Raw genomic sequence first — 19,139 nt, forward strand, 5'->3', positions numbered from 1 at the left:
GAGTGGAGACAGCAATTGAAGATTGAACGGCTGCAGACGATCGTCACCTGCCCCGGCCGCAATTTCGTGACCGTGAAGATCGTGACCGACGAGGGTGTGTACGGTCTCGGCGACGCGACGCTCAACGGCCGCGAACTGGCCGTGCGCGCGTACCTCGAAGATCACGTGTTTCCGTGCCTCGTGGGCCGCGATCCCCGCAATATCGAGGACATCTGGCAATACCTTTATCGCGGCGCGTACTGGCGGCGCGGCCCGGTCACGATGACGGCGATCGCCGCGATCGACATGGCGCTCTGGGACATCAAGGGCAAGCTCGCGAACATGCCCGTCTATCAGCTGCTGGGCGGCAAGAGCCGCGAAGGGCTGATGGTCTATGGCCACGCAAACGGGCGCGACCACGAAGAAGCCATCGACGCGGTGCGCCAGCACGTGGAGGAGGGCTACCAGGCGATTCGCGTGCAGTCGGGCGTGCCCGGTCTCGACAAGGTGTATGGCGTGGGCAAGGTCAAGGGCGAATACGAGCCCGCCCAGAAGGGGCTGCCGCCCGAGGAGCCGTGGGACACGGCGCTCTATCTGCGCCATACGCCCGAACTCTTTCGCAAGGTGCGCGAGGCCGTGGGCTTCGGCCCGCATCTGCTGCACGACGCGCACCACCGCCTCACGCCGATCGAGGCCGCGCGCCTGGGCCGCGACCTCGAGCCGTATCGCCTCTTCTGGCTGGAAGACGCGACACCGGCCGAGAACCAGGAGAGTTTCCGCCTGATCCGCAGCCACACCAGCACGCCGCTCGCGGTGGGCGAGGTGTTCAACTCGATCTGGGACTGCAAGGACCTGATACGCGAGCAGCTCATCGACTATATCCGCGCGACCATCGTGCACGCGGGCGGCATCACGCATATGCGCCGCATTGCCGATTACGCGGCCATGTACCAGGTGCGTACGGGCTTTCATGGCGCCACCGATCTTTCGCCGGTCTGCATGGCCGCCGCCGTGAACTTCGGCCTGTGGGCGCCGAACTTCGGCATTCAGGAATTGATGCCGCACAACGCGCTCACGAATGCCGTGTTCCCGCATCAGTACCGCTTCGAGAACGGCTTCCTCGTAATGGACGACGCGCCGGGGCTCGGAGTGGATCTCGACGAGACGCTGGCCGCGAAATATCCATTTGAACGCGCCTACCTGCCGGTTGCCCGTCTGCGCGACGGGTCGATGTGGAACTGGTAGGCATACCTGATCAAATATTCATGGAAGCGTCCACTATGTTGAGCGTCGTAGTCGATCGACCGAACAGCCTCGCCGTGCGCGAGGTGCCCACGCCTACGCCCGCCGCGGGAGAAGTGCGCGTGCGGGTGCGTTATGCGGGCATCTGCGGCTCGGACCTGCACATCTATCGCGGGCACAATCCGTTCGTGTCGTATCCGCGCATCATCGGCCACGAGTTCGTGGGCCGCATCGAGTCCGTGGGCGAGGGTGTCGACGCCGCACGCGTGGGCGAACTCGTGGCCGTCGATCCCGTCATCAGCTGCGGGCGTTGCCACGCATGCCAGATCGGGCGGCAGAACGTGTGCCGTAATCTCGTCGTGCTGGGCGTGCATCGAGACGGCGGTTTCAGCGAGTACGTGTGCGCGCCGGCGCGCAACGCGTACCGCATTCCCGAGCGCATTGCGCAATCTTGCGCGGCGATCGTGGAGCCGTTCGCCGTGGCGGCGAACGTCACGGCGCGCACCGGCGTGCTCGAAAGCGACGTGGCGCTGATCTACGGCGCGGGCACCGTGGGGCTCACGATCCTGCAGGTGCTCAAGCGCGTGTACGGCGTGCGTGCGTTCATTACGGATCAGCTCGACGAGCGGCTCGAACTCGCACGCAGCTGCGGGGCGCAAGCCGACGAAACGATCAACACGCGCAACGAGCCGCTGGCCGACGCGCTGCGCGCGCGCGGCGTGGAAGACGGCCCCACGCTGATTTTCGACGCGGTGGGCCATCCGTCCATTCTCGAAGAAGCGGTGAGGCTCGCGGCGCCCGCGGGACGTGTCGGGCTGCTCGGCTTTTCGTCGACGCCTTCGGCCATCGCGCAGCAGGAGCTGACGAAAAAGGAGCTTACGTTGTGCGCCTCGCGTCTGAACTGCGCGATGTTCCCGACCGTGATCGACTGGCTGGAGCGCGGGCTCGTCACACCGGAATCGATCATCACGCACAAGGTGGATTTTCGCGAGGTGAGCAGCGCGTTCGAGCTGGCGGAGCACAATCCGCGCGAATCCTGCAAGGTGTTGCTCGACTTCGGCGCGTAAAATACGGGGCATTCGTGCAATGGAACCTCGTCGCGCATGCTCCCCCGAATACTCGTTAGCGCTTGCCTGCTTGGCCGTCCGGTTCGATACGACGGCTCGGCGAGAACCGTTGCGCATGCACTGATCGAGCAGTGGCAGCGCGAAGGGCGGCTCGTGCCCGTTTGCCCGGAAGTCTCGGGCGGGTTCGGCGTGCCGAGGCCGCCTGCGGAGATTGCAAACGCCGCTTCGGGCGCCGCGGTGCTGGCAGGCATCGCACACGTGATCGATGCGCGCGGCGAGGACGTCTCCGCGTTTTTCGTCGAAGGCGCACGAGTCGCGCTCGAACTGGCGCTAGCGCACGACTGCCGCTATGCGTTGCTGACCGATGGCAGCCCTTCGTGCGGCAGCCGTGCGATTTACGATGGCAGTTTCGCGGGCCACAAACACGCGGGCGCGGGAGTGACGTCTGCGTTGCTGCGCGAGCACGGCATCGAGGTTTTTGCCGAATCGGCAATCGAAGCGCTTCATGCGCGGCTCATGCAGGCAAGCGCGTAGCACGTAGCACGATTACCGCGACGGTAAACGCGCATCACGCTTCCTCGCCGCTACCGGCTTCCTTCACGATCCATTGTTTGAACGCGCGCATGGCGGGCGTCGCCATCTTCCCCTTTTGCGACGTGAGCCAGTAGCTTCCCGCCTGCACCTCGATATCGAAGGGCCGCACGAGCCTGCCCGCCGCGAGATCTCTCTCGAACATCGAAACCGGGGCGAGCGCGATGCCCGCGCCCTGCATTGCCGCTTCCACCATGAGCCGTGACGAATCGAATACGGGTCCGCGCACGGGACGTGGCGCGAGCCCGGCGGCTTCGAACCAGAGCGTCCAGTCGTCGGCGCGATACGAGCGCAGCAGTTTTTCGTTGGCAAGATCGGCAGGGCTCTGCAGACGCTGCGCGATATCGGGCGTGCAAAGCGCGGCGAGCGGCGCGTCGAACAGCTTCGCAGCGCGCGAACCCGGCCAGGTGCCGTCGCCAAACCGGATGGCGAAGTCGAGGCCTTCGCCCGCGAGATCGACGAGATTGTTGTTCGTCATGATGCGCAGTTCGACGAACGGATGCGCGTCGTGGAACGACTTCAGGCGCGGCATCAACCAGCCCACTGCGAAGGTCCCCACGGCTCCCACAGTCAGCACCTCGTGAAAGTGGCCGCCTTCGAATTGCCGCAACACGGCTTCGATACGGTCGAACGCATCCGTGAGCACGGGGCGCAGTGCGAGACCTTCGTCGGTGATCGCAAGGCCGCGCGGCAGACGCTTGAAGAGGGTCGCACCAAGCCGCTCCTCGAGCGTTCGGACCTGCTGGCTCACGGCCGCCTGAGTGACGTTCAGCTCGCTCGCCGCGCGTGTGAAGCTCAGGTGCCGCGCCGACGTTTCGAAGGCGCGCAGGGCATTGAGGGGCAGATACGTTCGCATGAGTGAGCCATAAGTTTTTCTGGGGCAACGCGCAATTTATCATCGTTTGTCAGCCCGTGTAGAACACGCGATAGTGGCGGCACTTGAAGGAGAGGCCATGATCACGCGACGTAGATTCACGATGACGGTGTTGGGCAGTGCGATAGCTGGCGTTGCATCTCAGGCATTCGGTGCGACGGCGGGACAGGCGCCGGAAGCGGGCGCGGCGCCCGCCGGCGCAGTGGAAAAGCAGCTCGCCGCCATTGAGGCGCAGGCAGGCGGGCGGCTCGGCGTGGCGATGCTCGATACGGCGAACGGACACGTGCGCGGGTGGCGCATGCACGAGCGCTTTCCGATGTGCAGCACGTTCAAGGTGTTGCTCGCATCGGCCGTGTTGACGCGCAAGGATCACGGTAAGGAAGACCTCGCGCGCAAGATCGTGTATTCGCCTGCGCAAGTCGTGTCGTATTCGCCCGTGAGCGGACCGCGCGCGGGCAGTGAGGGCATGACGGTCGCCGATCTGTGCGAAGCCGCGCTCACGCGCAGCGACAACACGGCGGCCAACCTGCTGCTGGAGAGCATCGGCGGCCCTGCGGCGATAACCGCTTTTGCGCGCAGCCTTGGCGACCCAGTCACGCGCCTTGACCGCAACGAGACCACGCTCAACGAAGCAATACCCGGCGACCCGCGCGATACGACCATGCCTGCCGCGATGGTCGCGAACCTGCGCGAATTGCTGCTGGGCGAGCGTCTTTCTGCGGCATCGCGCGAGCAGCTCATTGCATGGCTCGTCGCCAACAAGACTGGCGACGCGCGTTTGCGCGCGGGCTTGCCGAAGGACTGGCGCGTGGGCGACAAGACCGGCACCGGCGACCATGGCACCGCAAACGATGTGGCCATTGTCTGGCCCACGGGACGCGCCCCCATTCTCGTCACGACGTATCTCACCGGCGCAATGCACGCGAGTTCGGCTCAGCGCGATGCGGCGATCGCGCGGGTCGGAGTATGGGTGGCGAGTCTCTGACGCAATTGATGCGGCATCCTAAGCGTATGAAAAGAGACCGATCGTTCGCTGAACGTGCGCTTTCCTTACGCGTTGTTATATTTGCAACATTGACTTAATTTTCTGACGTCGATGTCGTCAATAGGGGTGACCTCTCACTACGGCGTCCCCCATGTCATTCCTTACCAGAATCAAGATCGGTCCGCGTCTCGGCGCGGGCTTTGCCATTGTGTTGCTCCTGCTCGGCGCAGTGGGCGGGATCGGTCTCCTTCAGGCGTCGCGGATATTCGACGGCACGGAGGAAATCGGCACGAATTGGCTGCCTAGCGTCGAGACGCTAGGCAATATGCGCAATCAAGCCCAGGACGTGCGTCGCACGTCGCTGCGCATGCTGATCGCCAACGACGCCAGCGAGAAGGCTTCGCTGCACGACCAGCACACCCAGATGATCAGCCAGTTCGGCACGCTGCTCGACAGCTATTCGAAGCTGGTCTCCTCGGCTGAAGAGCGTCGCGTGGCCGATTCGATCAGCACCGCATGGTCGCAATATCTGGACGACGACAAGAAGATCGAGGCCCTGTTCATGTCCGCCGATGGCGGATCGCCGGATGCCCGCGCTACGGTTTCGTCCGCATCGGCGAAGTCGTTCACGGCCGTCATGGATCTCATCAACCAGGACGTGACCCTCAATCACAACGGCTCGACCGCCGAAGTCGCCACGGCGAAGGCGGCGTACCACAGCGCGGTCGCCTGGACCATCGCGCTGATCGTGATTGCGATTGGCTTCGGCGCGACGATTGCGCTCTTCATCACGCGTTCGATCACGGGCCCGATCGCCCGGGCCGTGGACGTGGCCGAAACGGTGGCGCGTGGCGACCTGACCGCGCGAATTGAAGTGGACGGCACCGACGAGGCGGCCCAGTTGCTCGGCGCGCTGCGTCACATGAACGAGCGGCTCGTCGACCTCGTGGGCCGCGTGCGTACGGGCAGCGAAGGCATTGCGACGGCTTCTGCGCAGATCGCGGCGGGCAACACCGACCTGAGCCAGCGCACCGAAGAGCAGGCCGCTTCGCTCGAAGAAACGGCGGCGAGCATGGAAGAACTCACGGCGACCGTCAAGCAGAACGCCGACAACGCGACCCAAGGCAACACGCTGGCGGGCCAGGCTTCGCAAACGGCCACGCGCGGCGGCGAAGTGGTGGGCCGTGTGGTCGATACGATGCGCGATATCGCAAACAGCTCCGAGCAGGTCGCGCAGATCATCTCGGTGATCGAGGGCATTGCCTTCCAGACCAACATCCTGGCGCTCAACGCAGCCGTGGAAGCGGCGCGTGCGGGCGAACAGGGTCGCGGCTTCGCGGTGGTGGCCGGCGAAGTGCGCACGCTCGCGCAGCGCAGCGCGACGGCAGCGCGCGAAATCAAGGAACTCATCGGCGTATCGGTCGAGCGCGTCAACAACGGCACGGCGCTCGTGGACGACGCGGGCCGCACGATGGGCGAGATCGTGCAATCGGTCAAGCGCGTTGCCGACCTGATGAACGAGATTTCGGCGGCTTCGGGCGAGCAGCGTACCGGCATCGAGCAGGTCAACCAGGCCGTCACGCAGATGGACGAAGTCACGCAGCAGAACGCGGCGCTCGTCGAGGAAGCGTCGGCAGCGGCGCAGTCGATGTCCTCGCAGGCAGCGGCGTTGCGCGAGCTGGTCTCGGTGTTCAACATCGGTTCTGCGGGCCGTGCGGCAACGACGAGCATCGCGCCGGTGGCGAAGGTCGTTGCGAGCGCAACGGTCAAGCGTCCCGCGGCTTCGAGGCCCGCGCCGGTGCGTGCTCCCGCTGCACCCGCTCCGAAGGCGGATCGCCGCGAACCGGCGACGGCGACGTCCGATGACGACTGGCAGACCTTCTGATGTAGCGCGCTAAAAATGCATTTCAAACGCCCCGGTTAGCAGCACAACCGGGGCGTTTGTATTTTGACGCGGCTAAACGCGCATCAAAGCACGCCAAGCGTGGACTTCGGTTCCAGAAACGCTTCGATCCCGAACGCACCATACTCGCGCCCGATCCCCGATTGCTTGAAGCCGCCGAACGGCGCCGCCGGCTCATGGGCGAGCGTGTTGACGAGCACGCGGCCCGCTTCGATCTGCGCGGCCACGCGGCGTGCGCGCGCGATATCGGGCGAGAGCACGTAGGCTTGCAGGCCATAGGGCGTGTCGTTGGCGATCTCGATCGCGTGTTCCGTGTCGCGATACGCGATGATCGAAAGCACCGGCCCGAAAATCTCCTCGCGCGCGATGGTCATGTCGTTCGTCACGCCGCTGAACACGGTGGGGCGCACGAACCAGCCCGACTCGATGCCCTCGGGCCGCCCTGCGCCGCCCGCAATCAGGCGTGCGCCTTCGTCGATGCCGATGCCGATATAGCGCTGCACGCGCTCCCATTGCTTCTGGCTCACCATCGGGCCGACGCTCGTGCGCGTGTCGCGGGGATCGCCCGCCTGAAACTGCGCCACCGCTTCCACGACGCGCGCTTCGAATTCGACGAGCCGCGACTGCGGCACCAGAATGCGCGTACCCGCAATGCACGCCTGTCCGCTGTTCATGAAGCCAGCCTGCAGCGCGAGCGGCACGGCTTCGTCGAAATTCGCGTCGTCGAGCACGATGACCGGCGACTTGCCGCCCAGTTCGAGCGTCACGCGCTTGAGCGTTTCCGCCGCCGCGCGCAGGATCGACTTGCCCACCGCGGTCGAGCCTGTGAACGAGATCTTGGCGACGTCGGGATGCCCGGCGATGCGCGTGCCCACAGTGTCGCCGCGGCCCGTGACGATGTTGAAGAGGCCCGCGGGCAAGCCCGCCGAATGCAGCGCTTCGGTCACGATGCGCGTCTGCAGCGCGCTCATTTCGCTCGGCTTGATGACGGTCGTGCAGCCCGCCGCGAGCGCGGCCGCGAGCTTGCCGCAGATGAAGCCCGCGTCGCTGTTCCAGGGCGTGATCAGCCCCGCCACGCCGAGCGGCTGCATGGTGACCTCGGCTGTGCCTGCGCGCCGCGTGAACGCGTAGTCTTCCAGCGTCTGCGCGGCGTCGCGCAGCACGTTGGAGGCGTGCTGCGCCATCCAGCGGCCGCGCGAGACCGGCGCGCCGTACTCCTGCACGATCGCATCGAAGAGCGCGTCCTCGCTCGCAACGACGGCCTCGTGCAGTGCCATCAGCATCTCGATGCGCTGCGCTTTCGGGGTGCGCGAAAACGCCGGGAACGCGCGCTTCGCGGCGGCGATGGCCGCGTCCGCGTCCACCGCGTCGGCGAGGCGCACGCGGCCGATCACGGCCTCGGTCGCGGGGTTGAAGAGGTCGAAGTATTCCTCGCCGTGCGGCGTGACGAACGCGCCGTCGAGATAGATCCTGTCGATGACCTGCATGGCTGCTCCAGAAAACGTGAGTCGATGAGGGCAAGATAGACGCCTGGCATTGCGTTGACTAGCCGTACAATGGCGCATGACCTGTTGAGCGATTTGGGACAATGAAAACATCGGGCCTGGTGGAACTCGAAGCCGTGCTGGCCGTGGCGCGCCATCGCAGCTTCCGCGCGGCAGCGGACGAACTGAGCGTGTCGACCTCGGCGCTCAGCCACGCGGTGGCGGCGCTCGAAGCGCGCATCGGCGTGCGGCTCTTCAACCGCACCACGCGCAGCGTGGCGTTGACGGAGGCGGGCGCGCAGTTCGTGGGCAGCGTCGCACCGGCGTTGTCCACGATCCGCGAGGCGCTCGACCAGGCGGGCAGCTTTCGCGACACGCCCTCCGGCACGCTGCGCATCAATGCTTCGGTGGGCGCGGCGAAGCAGGTGATGCCTGTTTTCATCGCTTATCTGCAGCGCTATCCCGAGATGAAGCTCGATCTCGTCACGGAAGGGCGGCTCATCGACATCGTGGTCGAAGGCTACGACGCCGGCATTCGCCTCGCCGAAACGGTGCCGCAGGACATGATCGCCGTGCCTTTCGGCGACCGTCAGCGTTTCGCGGTGGTTGGCAATCCCGACTACTTTGCGAAGCACAAGCCACCGCGTACGCCCGCCGACCTGAAGGCGCACCGCTGCATACGCAGCCGCATGCCGAGCGGGCAAATCTACCAGTGGGAGTTCGAGCGGCGCGGCCAGGCCGTGCGCGTGGACGTGGAGGGCACGTTGACGCTCGACGAGCCCGGTCTCATGCTCGCGGCCGCGCGCGACGGACTCGGCCTCGCGTATCTGACCGAATGGAACGTGAACGCGGACCTGGCGGCGGGCACGCTCGTACGTGTGCTGGAGGACTGGACGCCGCCGCTCGACGGGCTCTGCCTCTATTACCCAGGGCGGCGGCACGCGCCGGCGGGTTTGCGCGCGCTGATCGAGACGATTCGCGAGCATGCCGACGCCGTGCGCGAGCGTGCGTTTTCTCCCGCGAAAAAGAGCCGGCGCGGGGCGGCCGCCAAGGGCTGATCGGGGCGCACGCATCATCGCCGGTTCCGATCGCGACTATCGTGGATTCCCGTTTCCGTTGCGCGCGGTCAGAACGCAATACTGACCTCTCCACAATGGAGAGACGCATGGAAACGAACATCACGCATCGAACCACGCGCACGAACGAGCGCGTTCTGATTGTCGGCGGCAGCTCTGGCATGGGCTTCGCGCTCGCGAAGAGCCTGCTGGAAGACGGCGCGCAAGTCATCATCGCCGGGCGTTCGCACACAAGGCTCGCCGAGGCGAAGCAACGCCTGCCGCATGCACACAACGTGCGCACGGAGGCGCGCGCCTCCTCGGCGAGGCTGAGCAGATCACCCGCGTAGTCGTGCAGGCGCTTGCCCGCTTCGGTCAACGATAGCCTGCGCCGCGAGCGGTCGAACAACGCCACGCCAAGGTCCGCTTCGAGCGCCTGAATCTGCTCGGTGACGCTCGACTGCGCGAGGTGACCCTGCTCGGCGGCCCGCGTGAAGTTCAAGGTCTGCGCCGCGGCGAGGAAGGTCTTGAGATGGCGGAGTTCCATGGTCTGCTCTCGAGGGCTGGCCCAGATAAGAGGTGCATCTTACGCCGCGAAGCGGGCCGTGGCCCAGGCTATGACCCGCTTACACCAGTCATACATCGCTGTTGCATTTCCCCGACAGATAGTGGGCTCATCTTTTTAAATAGGAATAATTCGCATTATCATCTCGCTCTTTCGCTGATCGGGGCCGGATGGCAGTGCGGCCCGGACAGCGCTCGTTGAACGCAAAGAAGAAGGGAAAGCATGGCTTCGGGGAAGCGCACGTCGCAAACGCGCACGCAACAATGGCGCAGGATCTGCGCCCACGCGATCATCCACTCCACGCTGGCAGCGGGCATCGCCGGCATCGCCCACGCGGCGCACGCGGCAGACGCCGACGCGGCGAGCGCAGCGGCAAACCCAACCGCATCGGCCGACGAAGCCACCCAGCTCGCGCCCGTCAAGATCACGGGCAGCAAGACTCAGGGCTACGCGCCGCAAACCGTCGAGACGGGTCAATACCGCGGCATGGATGCGCTCGATGTGCCGGCCACGGTGAACGTCGTCACGCGCTCGGTCATGGACGCCCAGGGCGACACCGGCCTCTACGACGCGCTGCGCAACGTCGCGGGCGTGACGCGCCAGCAGCTCAACGGCCTCGCGTACGACAACCTCTCGGTGCGCGGCATCCCGCTCGACAATCGCTCGAGCTACTACCTCGACGGCCTGCTTCCCATCGACAACAACATCTGGATGCCGATGGAGAACAAGGAGCGCGTGGAAGTGCTCAAGGGGGCGTCCGCGCTGTACTACGGCTTCGGTGCGCCGGCGGGCATCGTCAACATGGTGATGAAGCGCGCGGGCAGCGAGCCCGTCACGAGCATTTCGGTGCTCGGCGACTCGAACGGTTCGATCGGCGCGGCCGCCGACATCGCGCGCCGCTTCGGCCCGAGCGACCAGTTCGGCATCCGTGTGAACGCGATGGACGAGCACGTCGAAACACCCATTGAAGGCGATCGCGGCTACCGCAAGTTCGTGAGCGCCGCGCTCGACTGGCGCGTGAACGACAAGCTCAAGCTGCAATACGATCTCGAGCACATCGAAACGCGCATCGTCGAACAGGCGGGTATTGCGCCGCTTACTGCCGTGAACGGCAAGATCACGCTGCCCGCCATGCCCGACCCCTCGAAGCTGCTCGTGCCGAACAACAGGCCGACCACGGCGAGCGCCACGTCGCAGCTCGTGCGCGCCGACTATGCGTTCAACGACCACTGGAGCGCGATGCTCTCGCTTGGCCAGTCGATTACGCGGCGCGACCGCTGGGCCTGGGTGTTCCAGAAGTACAACGTCGCGACCGGCGCGGGCACGCTGCAAGGCAGTCAGCAATATGGCCAGATGTACGAGAACAAGAACGTGCGCCTCGAAGTGAACGGCGACTTCAAGACTGGACCGTTCACGCATACGGTCACGACGGGTGTCGTACAGAACTGGCTGTTTCAGCCGGACTTCACGACCTACACGTATACGGCCGCGCAAAATCTCTACGATCCCATCAACATCACGACGCTCAAGCAAAGCGGCAGCGCGCGGCAGTTCTACGCGCAGCACGTGCGCAACAGCGGCATCTATCTGTTCGACCAGATCGACATCACCCCGCGCCTGCAAATCGTGGCCGGCGTGCGCCGCTCGGAGTACATGACCTCGCAGGCCGGTACGCCGAGCTCCGATATTAACCACACGTCGCCCTCGGGCAGCATCACTTACCGCATCACACCGCAGACGAGCGTCTACGCGAGCTACGTCGAGGCGCTCGAATCGGCGGGCAGCGCGCCGGCCACGGCCGTCAACGCGAACCAGATCCTGCCCGCGGCGGTGAGCCGTCAGCAGGAAGTGGGCGTGCGCACGCGCCTCGCCGGGAATACGCTCGTATCGCTTGCGCTCTTCAACCTCAAACAGGCCAGCGCCGAAACGAATGCCGACAACGTCTATGTGATGGACGGCAACGCGCGTTATCGCGGCGTGGAGTTTTCGGTGCAGGGCGATGTGACGAAGGACGTTTCGCTCACGGCATCGGCCGTTTATCTCGACGCGAAGCAGATCGATTCTTCCGACCCGACGCTCGTCGGCAAGACGCCGGAGAATACGCCGCACGTCACGGCGAGCCTGTTTGCCGAATATCGCGTGCCGGTGCTCGCGGGTCTTTCGGTGAATGGCGGCATCTATTACGTGGGGCCGCGCCAGGTGAACAACGCGAACCAGGCGCAGATCGGCGGTTATACGCTGTTGACCGCAGGCGTGCGTTACGCGACGCGCGTGTACGGCAAACGCGTTTCGGTGCAGGCGAATCTGGAGAACGCGGCCAACCGGCGCTACTGGAGCGCGGCGGGGTCGAATCAGCTGGGCGTGGGACTCGGACGCACGCTCGAATTGACTTCAACGCTGGAGTTTTAAGCGTCGGCGCGAGGCTTCAAAAAATCTTCACACAGGGCCTTCAAAAATGCGCGACGAGTCGATACAATGGCGACCCTTCGAGCCCACGAGGCGAGAGTGAACGGGATCTAACGAGTCCCGGGTCGTATTGGATTGCCGACGTGGTGAAATTGGTAGACACGCTATCTTGAGGGGGTAGTGGCGAAAGCTGTGCGAGTTCGAGTCTCGCCGTCGGCACCAAAGTTGAATTCAGAATCTTGCGCTGAAACTGCGTGGTGATACTGGAACGAATTGCATTCGCGCGCTTGTGCTGCGAATGGCGCAAGAGAGCCGGCTCATGAGCCGGCTTTTTGCTTTTGCGGGCAATCTTAAGGACTCCAGTATAGTTCCTGGCGAGCGCGAGAGTGCTTGCGAGGTTACGTCCGCGGCGGATATAATCGCGGCTCTTCGAGCAGGTCCATTAGCCGACATTGCTCGATTCTGCGTCATCTTACTGGCGCGGAAGTCGTTCTGTACGGGGGTATAGCTCAGCTGGGAGAGCGCTTGCATGGCATGCAAGAGGTCAGCGGTTCGATCCCGCTTACCTCCACCAACAGAACGCGCGGCCTTCGGGCGCGTGTGAGACGAAAAACATCGGCTTATCCGTCAGCTTGGTACCCAACCGACCAAACCACTCAATCTCCCTGCAGGTAAAGATCCTACGGTGGCTCGCGTACTCATTTAGTCACGGATTTGAGCATTGAAGGTACTCCGAGCGCGCGAGAGAGTCGTATTTTGACGGCTGCACATTGACAATGGCTTACCTCCGCTCTGGCCGAGGTTGAGCGTGAAGGATAAGTCGTGGCGAGCTCCGACTCGGACGCTGGCCGGGGGGCACAGAGACTCGGCGGCAGTCAACCCGCCGTTGCTCAACCGTGCAGATGCACCTATGTCGAGATCGTCGTATGTGCAATAGGTGACTGGCTGCTGCTTCAGTCGAAATCCGTATCAATGAATTGAGTAACGTCGACCGCGGCGCTTACGGGCACTGGATCACCCGGCGCTCTCCGAAGCGTCTCCCGAGAATTTGTCTCCGTTGCAGCAGTCAATTTGGGATTCGGGTATCCCGACTGCTCGAGCTCTGTCGTCAAACTCTTGCGTCTGCAAGTCGCGGTTCGCTTCCTTTCGATTGGCGCGCCGTCCCGCTGCTTTAGTAGGCGCTGGCAGCCCGTCAGCCTCTGCCAGGACTTTCTCCTTCTGCTTCGTCAGAGTGCTCCTCCGATCATTAGCGATGCGTTGAACACGTGATTCCGCCGCTTTCACTCGATTGATGAATGAATGAGCCCACGCGGTTGCACCTGCGTAGTTCGCGGCGGTCTGCTTCGTCGCGTCAAGGAGACGAAGACCGTCGTCCGGGTGTTTCCAAAGTAAATATTCCCGCGTTTCCGGAAACCGGTAAACCTCAACAAATCCGGATGGCTGATAAGTCCTCGCGAAGCCCCCCACTCATCAGCGTATTGCCGAAGCGCATCTGACGTGTACTTCTGCTTTTCCAACCGTGACAACGCCTCGAGGGGCGGCGCATTTGAACTGGTCCAGCAAGTGGGTGTAGATTTTTTCTTCTGGCCAGTCATAAGCTGTGTCTGCGCGCTTCCTCGCCTTGTTCCAGAGGAACACCGAATACGGATTCCAGGCAGCGTTCGTGGTTACAGCGCGCGCTTCAGTTCCAGGGCGAACCTAGCTTGAAGGAGCGCCTCATGAAACTCATCACAATCGTTCCGATGAGGTTCGAGGCCGCGCGGGTCGATGACTTCACAAAACGCTGCGCGGAACTACGCAATGACGTCGCTCACTTTGGTGGAGTCGGACTAGAGCATCAACGGCTGACTTTAATCTTGAGGTTAGTCGACTAAGCGAAGCATTGTCGGTGCTCTAAATATAGTTCGTTTTTGAGGAATTGCCTTGTCGATATTTCGCCTCCAATCGGCCACGCTCTGGCGCGATCGGTATCGTGAATTGCAGAGTGCTAAAGATTATTTAAAAAGATATAGGGTAACGATCTCGTATTTCAGAATATCCGGCAATTGACCTTCCTCGCCGAAGTATTCCACTGTAACGTCAGCGGCAATGGCGAACATGCCGAACGCTCCAGTGCCGATATCATAAACCCCGGTCAAGAGGCCATATGGCCTCTCTGAACGTTATGGGCTGAGCTGGTGGGCACCGGAGTTCCAGACGAGCGGCACGCGTGTCACACAATTCACCATTCCCCCTTCAAAGCCTATCTGCCCTGCGGGATCAAGTTCGAAATCGGGAATGCGCCGGAACCATTCCTCAAGGAAAACGCGAATCTCGTTTCGGGCCAGCAGCGCTCCTGCACAGCGATGGGGGCCGTTGCCAAAGGCTGCATGTTGGGATGCATTCGCGCGCGCAAAATCGGCGTGCATTGGGCACTGGAACTTGCGTTCATCCATGCCATGCAACAGTGGGCGGACGTACACCCGGTCTCCCGCCTTGAAGCGGACACCCTTATATTCGAAGTCGCGAGTCATCACACGGCCTGTGCTGGATGGTGCAAACATGCGCAGCAGTTCCTCGACGGCGTTGCCCACCAGTTCCGTGTGCTCCGCCAGTTGGCGACGATGTGCTGGGTTGCGCGCGAGATAGAGCACGGCAAAACCCATGGTCGACGCGACAGTGTCGAGTCCGCCAAAGATGACGTTGACCATCATGCCGCGTATCTCCTGCTCAGTGAGAGGTCGTCCGAATACCGTTCCATTCACGATTGCACTGATCAGATCCGCTCCCGGCTCCTTTTGGCGATCGCGAATGATATTCTCAAGGTACCCGAACAGCATGCGCTGCGACCACTCACGACGCTCTGGGTCATTCGCCCGAACGCTTGCCTCGGTCCACGCAAGCAGGTCGTCCAGATCGGTGAGTGGGAGATTCACGAGTCGCATGAAGATGGTGATCGGGAACTTCATCGCAAAATCGGACATGAATTCGCAACGGCCCTTCTTCTTGAAACCTTCGATTAGCAAGACCGCCAGTTCCCGGATTTCGCCCTCCATGTCACGGATAACCTTCGGCGCGAAGAAGCGGTTGATCAGCGCACGATAGTCCGCGTGCTCGGGAGGGTCGGCCGACAGAGGCAAGATCTGCATCGTCGTGCTGGCGGGAAGCGTGATCTCGTGCATCGAGAACGGGTCGTGATTGCGCTGCGCAAATTCGATATCCGCCGCTCGTGTGAGGATCCAGTGACCGCCGTTGTACCGCGTCCAGACAATGTCCGGACCATCGTGAAGGCGTTTCCACGCGCCGACAATGTCGGCTTCGCCGCCGGGAGGCTTGCTGAAATCCCAGTCTACAACGAGTTCTTGAGGTACATGGTCGGGAACCGGTACGAGAGGGACAGCGATATGGGACATTTGAGTTCTCCGCGAACGAGTGTTCACCGGTTGCTTTGATCAGGTTTGCGAAGCGGGTAACCGCACGACTAATCCGTCGAGTTCATTAGTCACCTGAATCTGGCAACCGAGCCGGCTGTTACTATTCGCATCAATGGCGCCGCTCAGCATATCCAGTTCGGCGTGCTTCGCGGGTGGAATCCTTGCGGCCCACATATCGTCGACATAGCAGTGACATGTCGCGCAATTGCAGTAGCCCCCGCAATCGGCGAGGATGCCAGGCACCGAGTTACTGATGGCTGCCTGCATCAACGACTGGCCGGCATTCGCCTCGACGGTATGCTCCGTGTTGTCATGCTCGATGAAAGTAATCCTTGGCATTTCAGTATCCTAAGTTTTTCCTACTGCGTGCGCATCGTTGCGGCGGTTGCCTAGCTGACCGTGAAGCCGCCGTCCGCTGCGATGATTTGGCCGGTGACGTAGCTTGCGGCGGGGCTTGCGAGAAAGAACACACTCTGGGCGACTTCGATTGGGGCAGCCATCCGACCCATAGGAACGCGGCCTGCGCCCACGATCGGCCCGCGTATCCTGAAGGTGGTGCTGATGTTTTTGCCGCCCTCGCTGGCCATACCGCCAGGCAGGATCGAATTGACGCGGATTCCATCGGCCGCAAACTCGCTGGCCAGTGTTCGCGTAATGCTGTCCACGCCGGCCTTCGCGGCGTCGTAGTGGGCGTTGACGCCCCACAACGTGGGTCGAAGCGCACCCACGGAGGATATGTTGACGATCGAGCCACCTTCGCCCTTTTCCTTCATGCGCGTAATCGCCTCGCGGCAACATAGGAAAGTGCCACGTAGCGTGACGTCCTGCATCTGGTCCCACTGCTCCACAGACATTTCGAAAAACTCAGCCTTCGAACGGTGCGCAGCGTTGTTGATGAGAATGTCTACGGCACCGAATTTTGCATCGATGGCTGCAAAGAGTGCCTTGACGGAAGCTTCGTCCGCAACGTCCACCTTGCAGGGCAATACAATGCCACCGTTTGCCTCGATATCCGCCGCAGTTGCGGACGCGGCATCCGGGTTCAGGTCGGCGATCACGACATTGGCGCCCGCCTCAGCAAGCAGTCGCGCTGTTTCGCGGCCTAGACCTTGCGCAGAGCCGGTAACGACGGCAGTCTTTCCCGTGAGATTGAAAATCTGCGCGAGGCGCGCGCCGATCTGGTTTTCGCTAAACATGGAATGCTCCGTTTGAGTAGTCGCTGAGAGTTGTGCTTCCTCGCGGACCTTCAGCTAATCAGAAATCCGCCGTCGAGCGTAATCGACTGGCCCGTCATATAGCGGCCCGACGGGCCCGCGAGGTACAAGACCGCCGCTGCGATGTCGGCGGGATCTCCCCATCCAAGCGGCAAGCGTCGCTCTGCATCCGTGCCGGGACCCGTGAGTTTTCCTGTCTTCAGGCGAGCCTGCGTGTCGGGATGAAACTGAACCTTGCCGGGCACAGCGCCGGGAAGCACGCAGTTGACGAGGATCTGCTCGGGGGCATAGTCGAGCGCCGCGGAGCGAACCAAGCCCGTTACGCCCGCTCGCGCGGCGCCGTAAGGGCCATTCCCGTTGAGGACGGCATGCATCGCTCCCATAGTGGTCACGTTCACGATGCGGCCACCCCGGCCTGCGACGAGCATGTGCTTGATCGCTTCTCGCATGCAGAAGAAAACGGACTTCAAGTCGATCGACATGACTTCGTCCCAGGCCGCTTCGGTGAAATCCGTGAGTGGTCCGTTATTGGTCATCGCGGCGCAATTGACCACGATGTCGGGGCTGCCCCAAGTCGCCTTCACCTGTTCGAACAACGCGATCACAGAGGCTTCGCGCTCCACGTCCGTCTCGATCGCGACAGCTTCCCCGCCTGCCAAAAGGATTCTGTCTACGACAGGCTGCATGTGCGCCGCGCTGTGATCCGCGATCACGACCTTCGCGCCGGCTTCGGCCAGCACAGGGGCAATATCGATACTGGAATTGCGTCCCTTGTCGGTAACGACGGCGACTTTTCCGCTGATGCCGAATAGCCGTTCAAGCACGGTCGTGGTCATCGGGTTGTCTCCTGAAGGATTGTCGATTTTTCTGCATTCTAGCGACAACCCTCGACGCACAATGGTTACCGTATGGAACAATTAGAGTGAGTAATTTTCATCAAATCGGAGCGCGCAAGACCACAAGACTTAAGGGCGGCGAGGCGATTGCCAGGCCAGTACCGGAGTGAAAGCGTTTCCGAATATGTGTACGTTGTTCTATATTTGAAACGGTGACGCCAGCCGGGATTTCCCCTGTTGCGAGCGTCTGGAGGTGCCGCGCAACATGCGCGAACTCACATGCACTTCCCAGGAGCGCGTCAACATGTTTGTTGCGAACAGATCGAACCCGGTTCCCGAAAGGCTTCCCTTGCACGTCGAGGAAATCACGCCGTCGTGGCTGACGTCGGCGCTCGCGCGCGGTCATGAGGGCGTGACGGTCGAATCACGCGCAGTGAGTGACGTGATGTACGGAACCGCTACCAAAGTCAGGGTGCATCCTGTCTACAACGCAAGAGGGCGCGAGCTAGGCTTGCCGGAGTCGTTGATCGTGAAGGGCGGTTTCGTTCCAGAATATCGGAATCTGAATGCCTACATATACGAATACGAGGCGAGGTTCTTCAAGGAAGTCCATCCTCACATGCACGCGAACGTACCGGCCTGCTTTTACGCAGAGACGGACGCTCGAAGCGGGCAGTCTATCGTGATCCTCGAAGATCTAGGCTCGCGGAACGTTGAATTCTGCCGCGTGCAAAAGCCGCTCACATTTGCGCAGGCTGCGGCGAATCTGGACGCGCAGGCACGTTGGCACGCCCAGTTCTGGCAATCGCCGGAACTCGATAGTGGTGGTGAACTGGCCTGGCTGGCGCCGCAGGATCCGCTGCCCGATGGCGAGTCAGGCACCTATCACTGGGGCCAGTTAAAACCCGATGTTTTCGCGAGCTATACGCAGTTGCCTCGCGGGGCTGCCGTGCCAAAGCGGTTTCATGATCGGGACTGGATGGAGCGCGCGTTGCTCGATCTGCGCGCTTTCGACCGGATCGGGCCGATGACGCTTCTCCACGGCGACGTTCACCTCGGAAATCTCTATTTCGACCGCGACGGCACGCCCGGCTTTCTCGATTGGCAGTCGTATCGACGCGGACCGTGGGCGCACGATGTCACGTATTTCCTGATCTCGGCATTGGACATCGCGGATCGACCGCGATGGGAGCGTGCGTTGCTCGAGCACTATCTCGAGCGGCTTGGGTTTTACGGGGTAATGGAGCCGCCGTCATTTGAAAGCGCGCTCGAAGCGTATCGGCGGCACATCGTCTACGGGCTGTTCTTCTGGCTCGTGAACCCGGTGGAATGGCAGGTGGAAGTCAACAATTGCGCGGTTGCCCCGCGATTCGCAATGGCAGCGCTCGATCACGAGATTTATGACCTTATCGGCCGATAACGACCTTCGGGGCGTTGAATGGCACGGCCAGGCGTGCCGCTATCGAAGCCAGCATTGCGTATTGCGCTTGACGTTGTTTCCTCAGCAGGGTACATTTTTTAGACC

Annotated in this window: 16 protein-coding genes, 2 tRNA genes and 1 pseudogene; 12 read left to right on the forward strand and 7 right to left on the reverse strand. The window is 62.5% G+C overall.

The window, feature by feature from the left end; all coding sequences use genetic code 11:
• The first annotated feature begins 15 nt into the window (after positions 1-15).
• From manD to AB4Y40_RS09015, 3 genes are read left to right on the forward strand one after another with little or no spacing between them, the layout of a single operon-like run.
• Complete coding sequence (manD, locus tag AB4Y40_RS09005) at positions 16-1,224, forward strand: D-mannonate dehydratase ManD (RefSeq protein WP_368687384.1); 1,209 nt, start codon at positions 16-18, stop codon at positions 1,222-1,224.
• A 35-nt stretch (positions 1,225-1,259) separates the two neighbouring features.
• Positions 1,260-2,288: a Zn-dependent oxidoreductase gene (locus AB4Y40_RS09010; RefSeq protein ID WP_368687484.1), complete on the forward strand. Its 1,029-nt coding sequence runs from the start codon at positions 1,260-1,262 to the stop codon at positions 2,286-2,288.
• 36 nt (positions 2,289-2,324) lie between these two features.
• Complete coding sequence (locus tag AB4Y40_RS09015; RefSeq protein WP_368687385.1) at positions 2,325-2,822, forward strand: DUF523 domain-containing protein; 498 nt, start codon at positions 2,325-2,327, stop codon at positions 2,820-2,822.
• Between the two features lie 34 nt (positions 2,823-2,856).
• Here the strand turns inward: AB4Y40_RS09015 and AB4Y40_RS09020 are convergent, their stop codons facing one another.
• Positions 2,857-3,735: a LysR family transcriptional regulator gene (locus tag AB4Y40_RS09020; protein ID WP_368687386.1), complete on the reverse strand. Its 879-nt coding sequence runs from the start codon at positions 3,733-3,735 to the stop codon at positions 2,857-2,859.
• A 97-nt stretch (positions 3,736-3,832) separates the two neighbouring features.
• Between AB4Y40_RS09020 and bla the strand changes: the two genes are divergently transcribed.
• Together bla and AB4Y40_RS09030 are read left to right on the forward strand one after the other, a co-directional pair.
• Positions 3,833-4,738, forward strand: coding sequence for a class A beta-lactamase (bla, locus tag AB4Y40_RS09025; RefSeq protein ID WP_368687387.1), 906 nt, complete (start codon positions 3,833-3,835; stop codon positions 4,736-4,738).
• A gap of 151 nt (positions 4,739-4,889) precedes the next feature.
• Positions 4,890-6,623: a methyl-accepting chemotaxis protein gene (locus AB4Y40_RS09030; protein ID WP_368687388.1), complete on the forward strand. Its 1,734-nt coding sequence runs from the start codon at positions 4,890-4,892 to the stop codon at positions 6,621-6,623.
• A gap of 83 nt (positions 6,624-6,706) precedes the next feature.
• On the opposite strand, the gene AB4Y40_RS09035 is transcribed toward AB4Y40_RS09030, so the two are convergent.
• On the reverse strand, positions 6,707-8,128 hold the full coding sequence (locus AB4Y40_RS09035; RefSeq protein WP_368687389.1) for an aldehyde dehydrogenase family protein: 1,422 nt from the start codon (positions 8,126-8,128) through the stop codon (positions 6,707-6,709).
• A 101-nt stretch (positions 8,129-8,229) separates the two neighbouring features.
• On the opposite strand from AB4Y40_RS09035, the gene AB4Y40_RS09040 reads away from it, so the two are divergent.
• A complete protein-coding gene (locus AB4Y40_RS09040; RefSeq protein ID WP_368687390.1) occupies positions 8,230-9,183 on the forward strand; it encodes a LysR family transcriptional regulator in 954 nt (317 codons plus the stop codon).
• 107 nt (positions 9,184-9,290) lie between these two features.
• Positions 9,291-9,530, forward strand: a complete 240-nt coding sequence (locus AB4Y40_RS09045) for an SDR family NAD(P)-dependent oxidoreductase (protein ID WP_368687391.1) — start codon at positions 9,291-9,293, stop codon at positions 9,528-9,530.
• A gap of 23 nt (positions 9,531-9,553) precedes the next feature.
• Here the strand turns inward: AB4Y40_RS09045 and AB4Y40_RS09050 are convergent.
• Positions 9,554-9,727: pseudogene (locus AB4Y40_RS09050) on the reverse strand (LysR family transcriptional regulator); the annotation flags it as partial.
• Between the two features lie 240 nt (positions 9,728-9,967).
• Between AB4Y40_RS09050 and AB4Y40_RS09055 the strand changes: the two are divergent.
• The 4 genes from AB4Y40_RS09055 to AB4Y40_RS09070 all read left to right on the forward strand — a co-directional run bounded on the left by AB4Y40_RS09055 (position 9,968) and on the right by AB4Y40_RS09070 (position 14,025).
• The gene (locus AB4Y40_RS09055) at positions 9,968-12,154 is read left to right on the forward strand and encodes a TonB-dependent siderophore receptor (protein WP_368687392.1); all 2,187 of its coding nucleotides are present in this window, start codon (positions 9,968-9,970) and stop codon (positions 12,152-12,154) included.
• A gap of 134 nt (positions 12,155-12,288) precedes the next feature.
• Positions 12,289-12,373, forward strand: a tRNA-Leu gene (locus AB4Y40_RS09060).
• A gap of 276 nt (positions 12,374-12,649) precedes the next feature.
• Positions 12,650-12,725 (forward strand) — tRNA-Ala (locus tag AB4Y40_RS09065).
• 1,030 nt (positions 12,726-13,755) lie between these two features.
• Complete coding sequence (locus AB4Y40_RS09070) at positions 13,756-14,025, forward strand: HEPN domain-containing protein (RefSeq protein WP_368687485.1); 270 nt, start codon at positions 13,756-13,758, stop codon at positions 14,023-14,025.
• A 288-nt stretch (positions 14,026-14,313) separates the two neighbouring features.
• Here AB4Y40_RS09070 and AB4Y40_RS09075 read toward each other — a convergent pair whose 3' ends face one another.
• Genes AB4Y40_RS09075 through AB4Y40_RS09090 form a run of 4 tightly spaced genes read right to left on the reverse strand, consistent with a single transcriptional unit; the run spans position 14,314 to position 17,614 of the window.
• Positions 14,314-15,543: a cytochrome P450 gene (locus AB4Y40_RS09075; protein WP_368687393.1), complete on the reverse strand. Its 1,230-nt coding sequence runs from the start codon at positions 15,541-15,543 to the stop codon at positions 14,314-14,316.
• 39 nt (positions 15,544-15,582) lie between these two features.
• Positions 15,583-15,903, reverse strand: a complete 321-nt coding sequence (locus AB4Y40_RS09080; RefSeq protein ID WP_368687394.1) for a 2Fe-2S iron-sulfur cluster-binding protein — start codon at positions 15,901-15,903, stop codon at positions 15,583-15,585.
• Positions 15,904-15,953: 50 nt separating this feature from the next.
• On the reverse strand, positions 15,954-16,760 hold the full coding sequence (locus AB4Y40_RS09085) for an SDR family NAD(P)-dependent oxidoreductase (protein WP_368687395.1): 807 nt from the start codon (positions 16,758-16,760) through the stop codon (positions 15,954-15,956).
• Positions 16,761-16,810: 50 nt separating this feature from the next.
• Complete coding sequence (locus AB4Y40_RS09090) at positions 16,811-17,614, reverse strand: SDR family NAD(P)-dependent oxidoreductase (RefSeq protein WP_368687396.1); 804 nt, start codon at positions 17,612-17,614, stop codon at positions 16,811-16,813.
• A 304-nt stretch (positions 17,615-17,918) separates the two neighbouring features.
• Between AB4Y40_RS09090 and AB4Y40_RS09095 the strand changes: the two genes are divergently transcribed.
• On the forward strand, positions 17,919-19,034 hold the full coding sequence (locus AB4Y40_RS09095) for a phosphotransferase (protein ID WP_368687397.1): 1,116 nt from the start codon (positions 17,919-17,921) through the stop codon (positions 19,032-19,034).
• The last annotated feature ends 105 nt before the right edge of the window (positions 19,035-19,139 follow it).

The organism is Paraburkholderia sp. EG287B (genome assembly GCF_040965595.1).
Classification (GTDB): domain Bacteria; phylum Pseudomonadota; class Gammaproteobacteria; order Burkholderiales; family Burkholderiaceae; genus Paraburkholderia.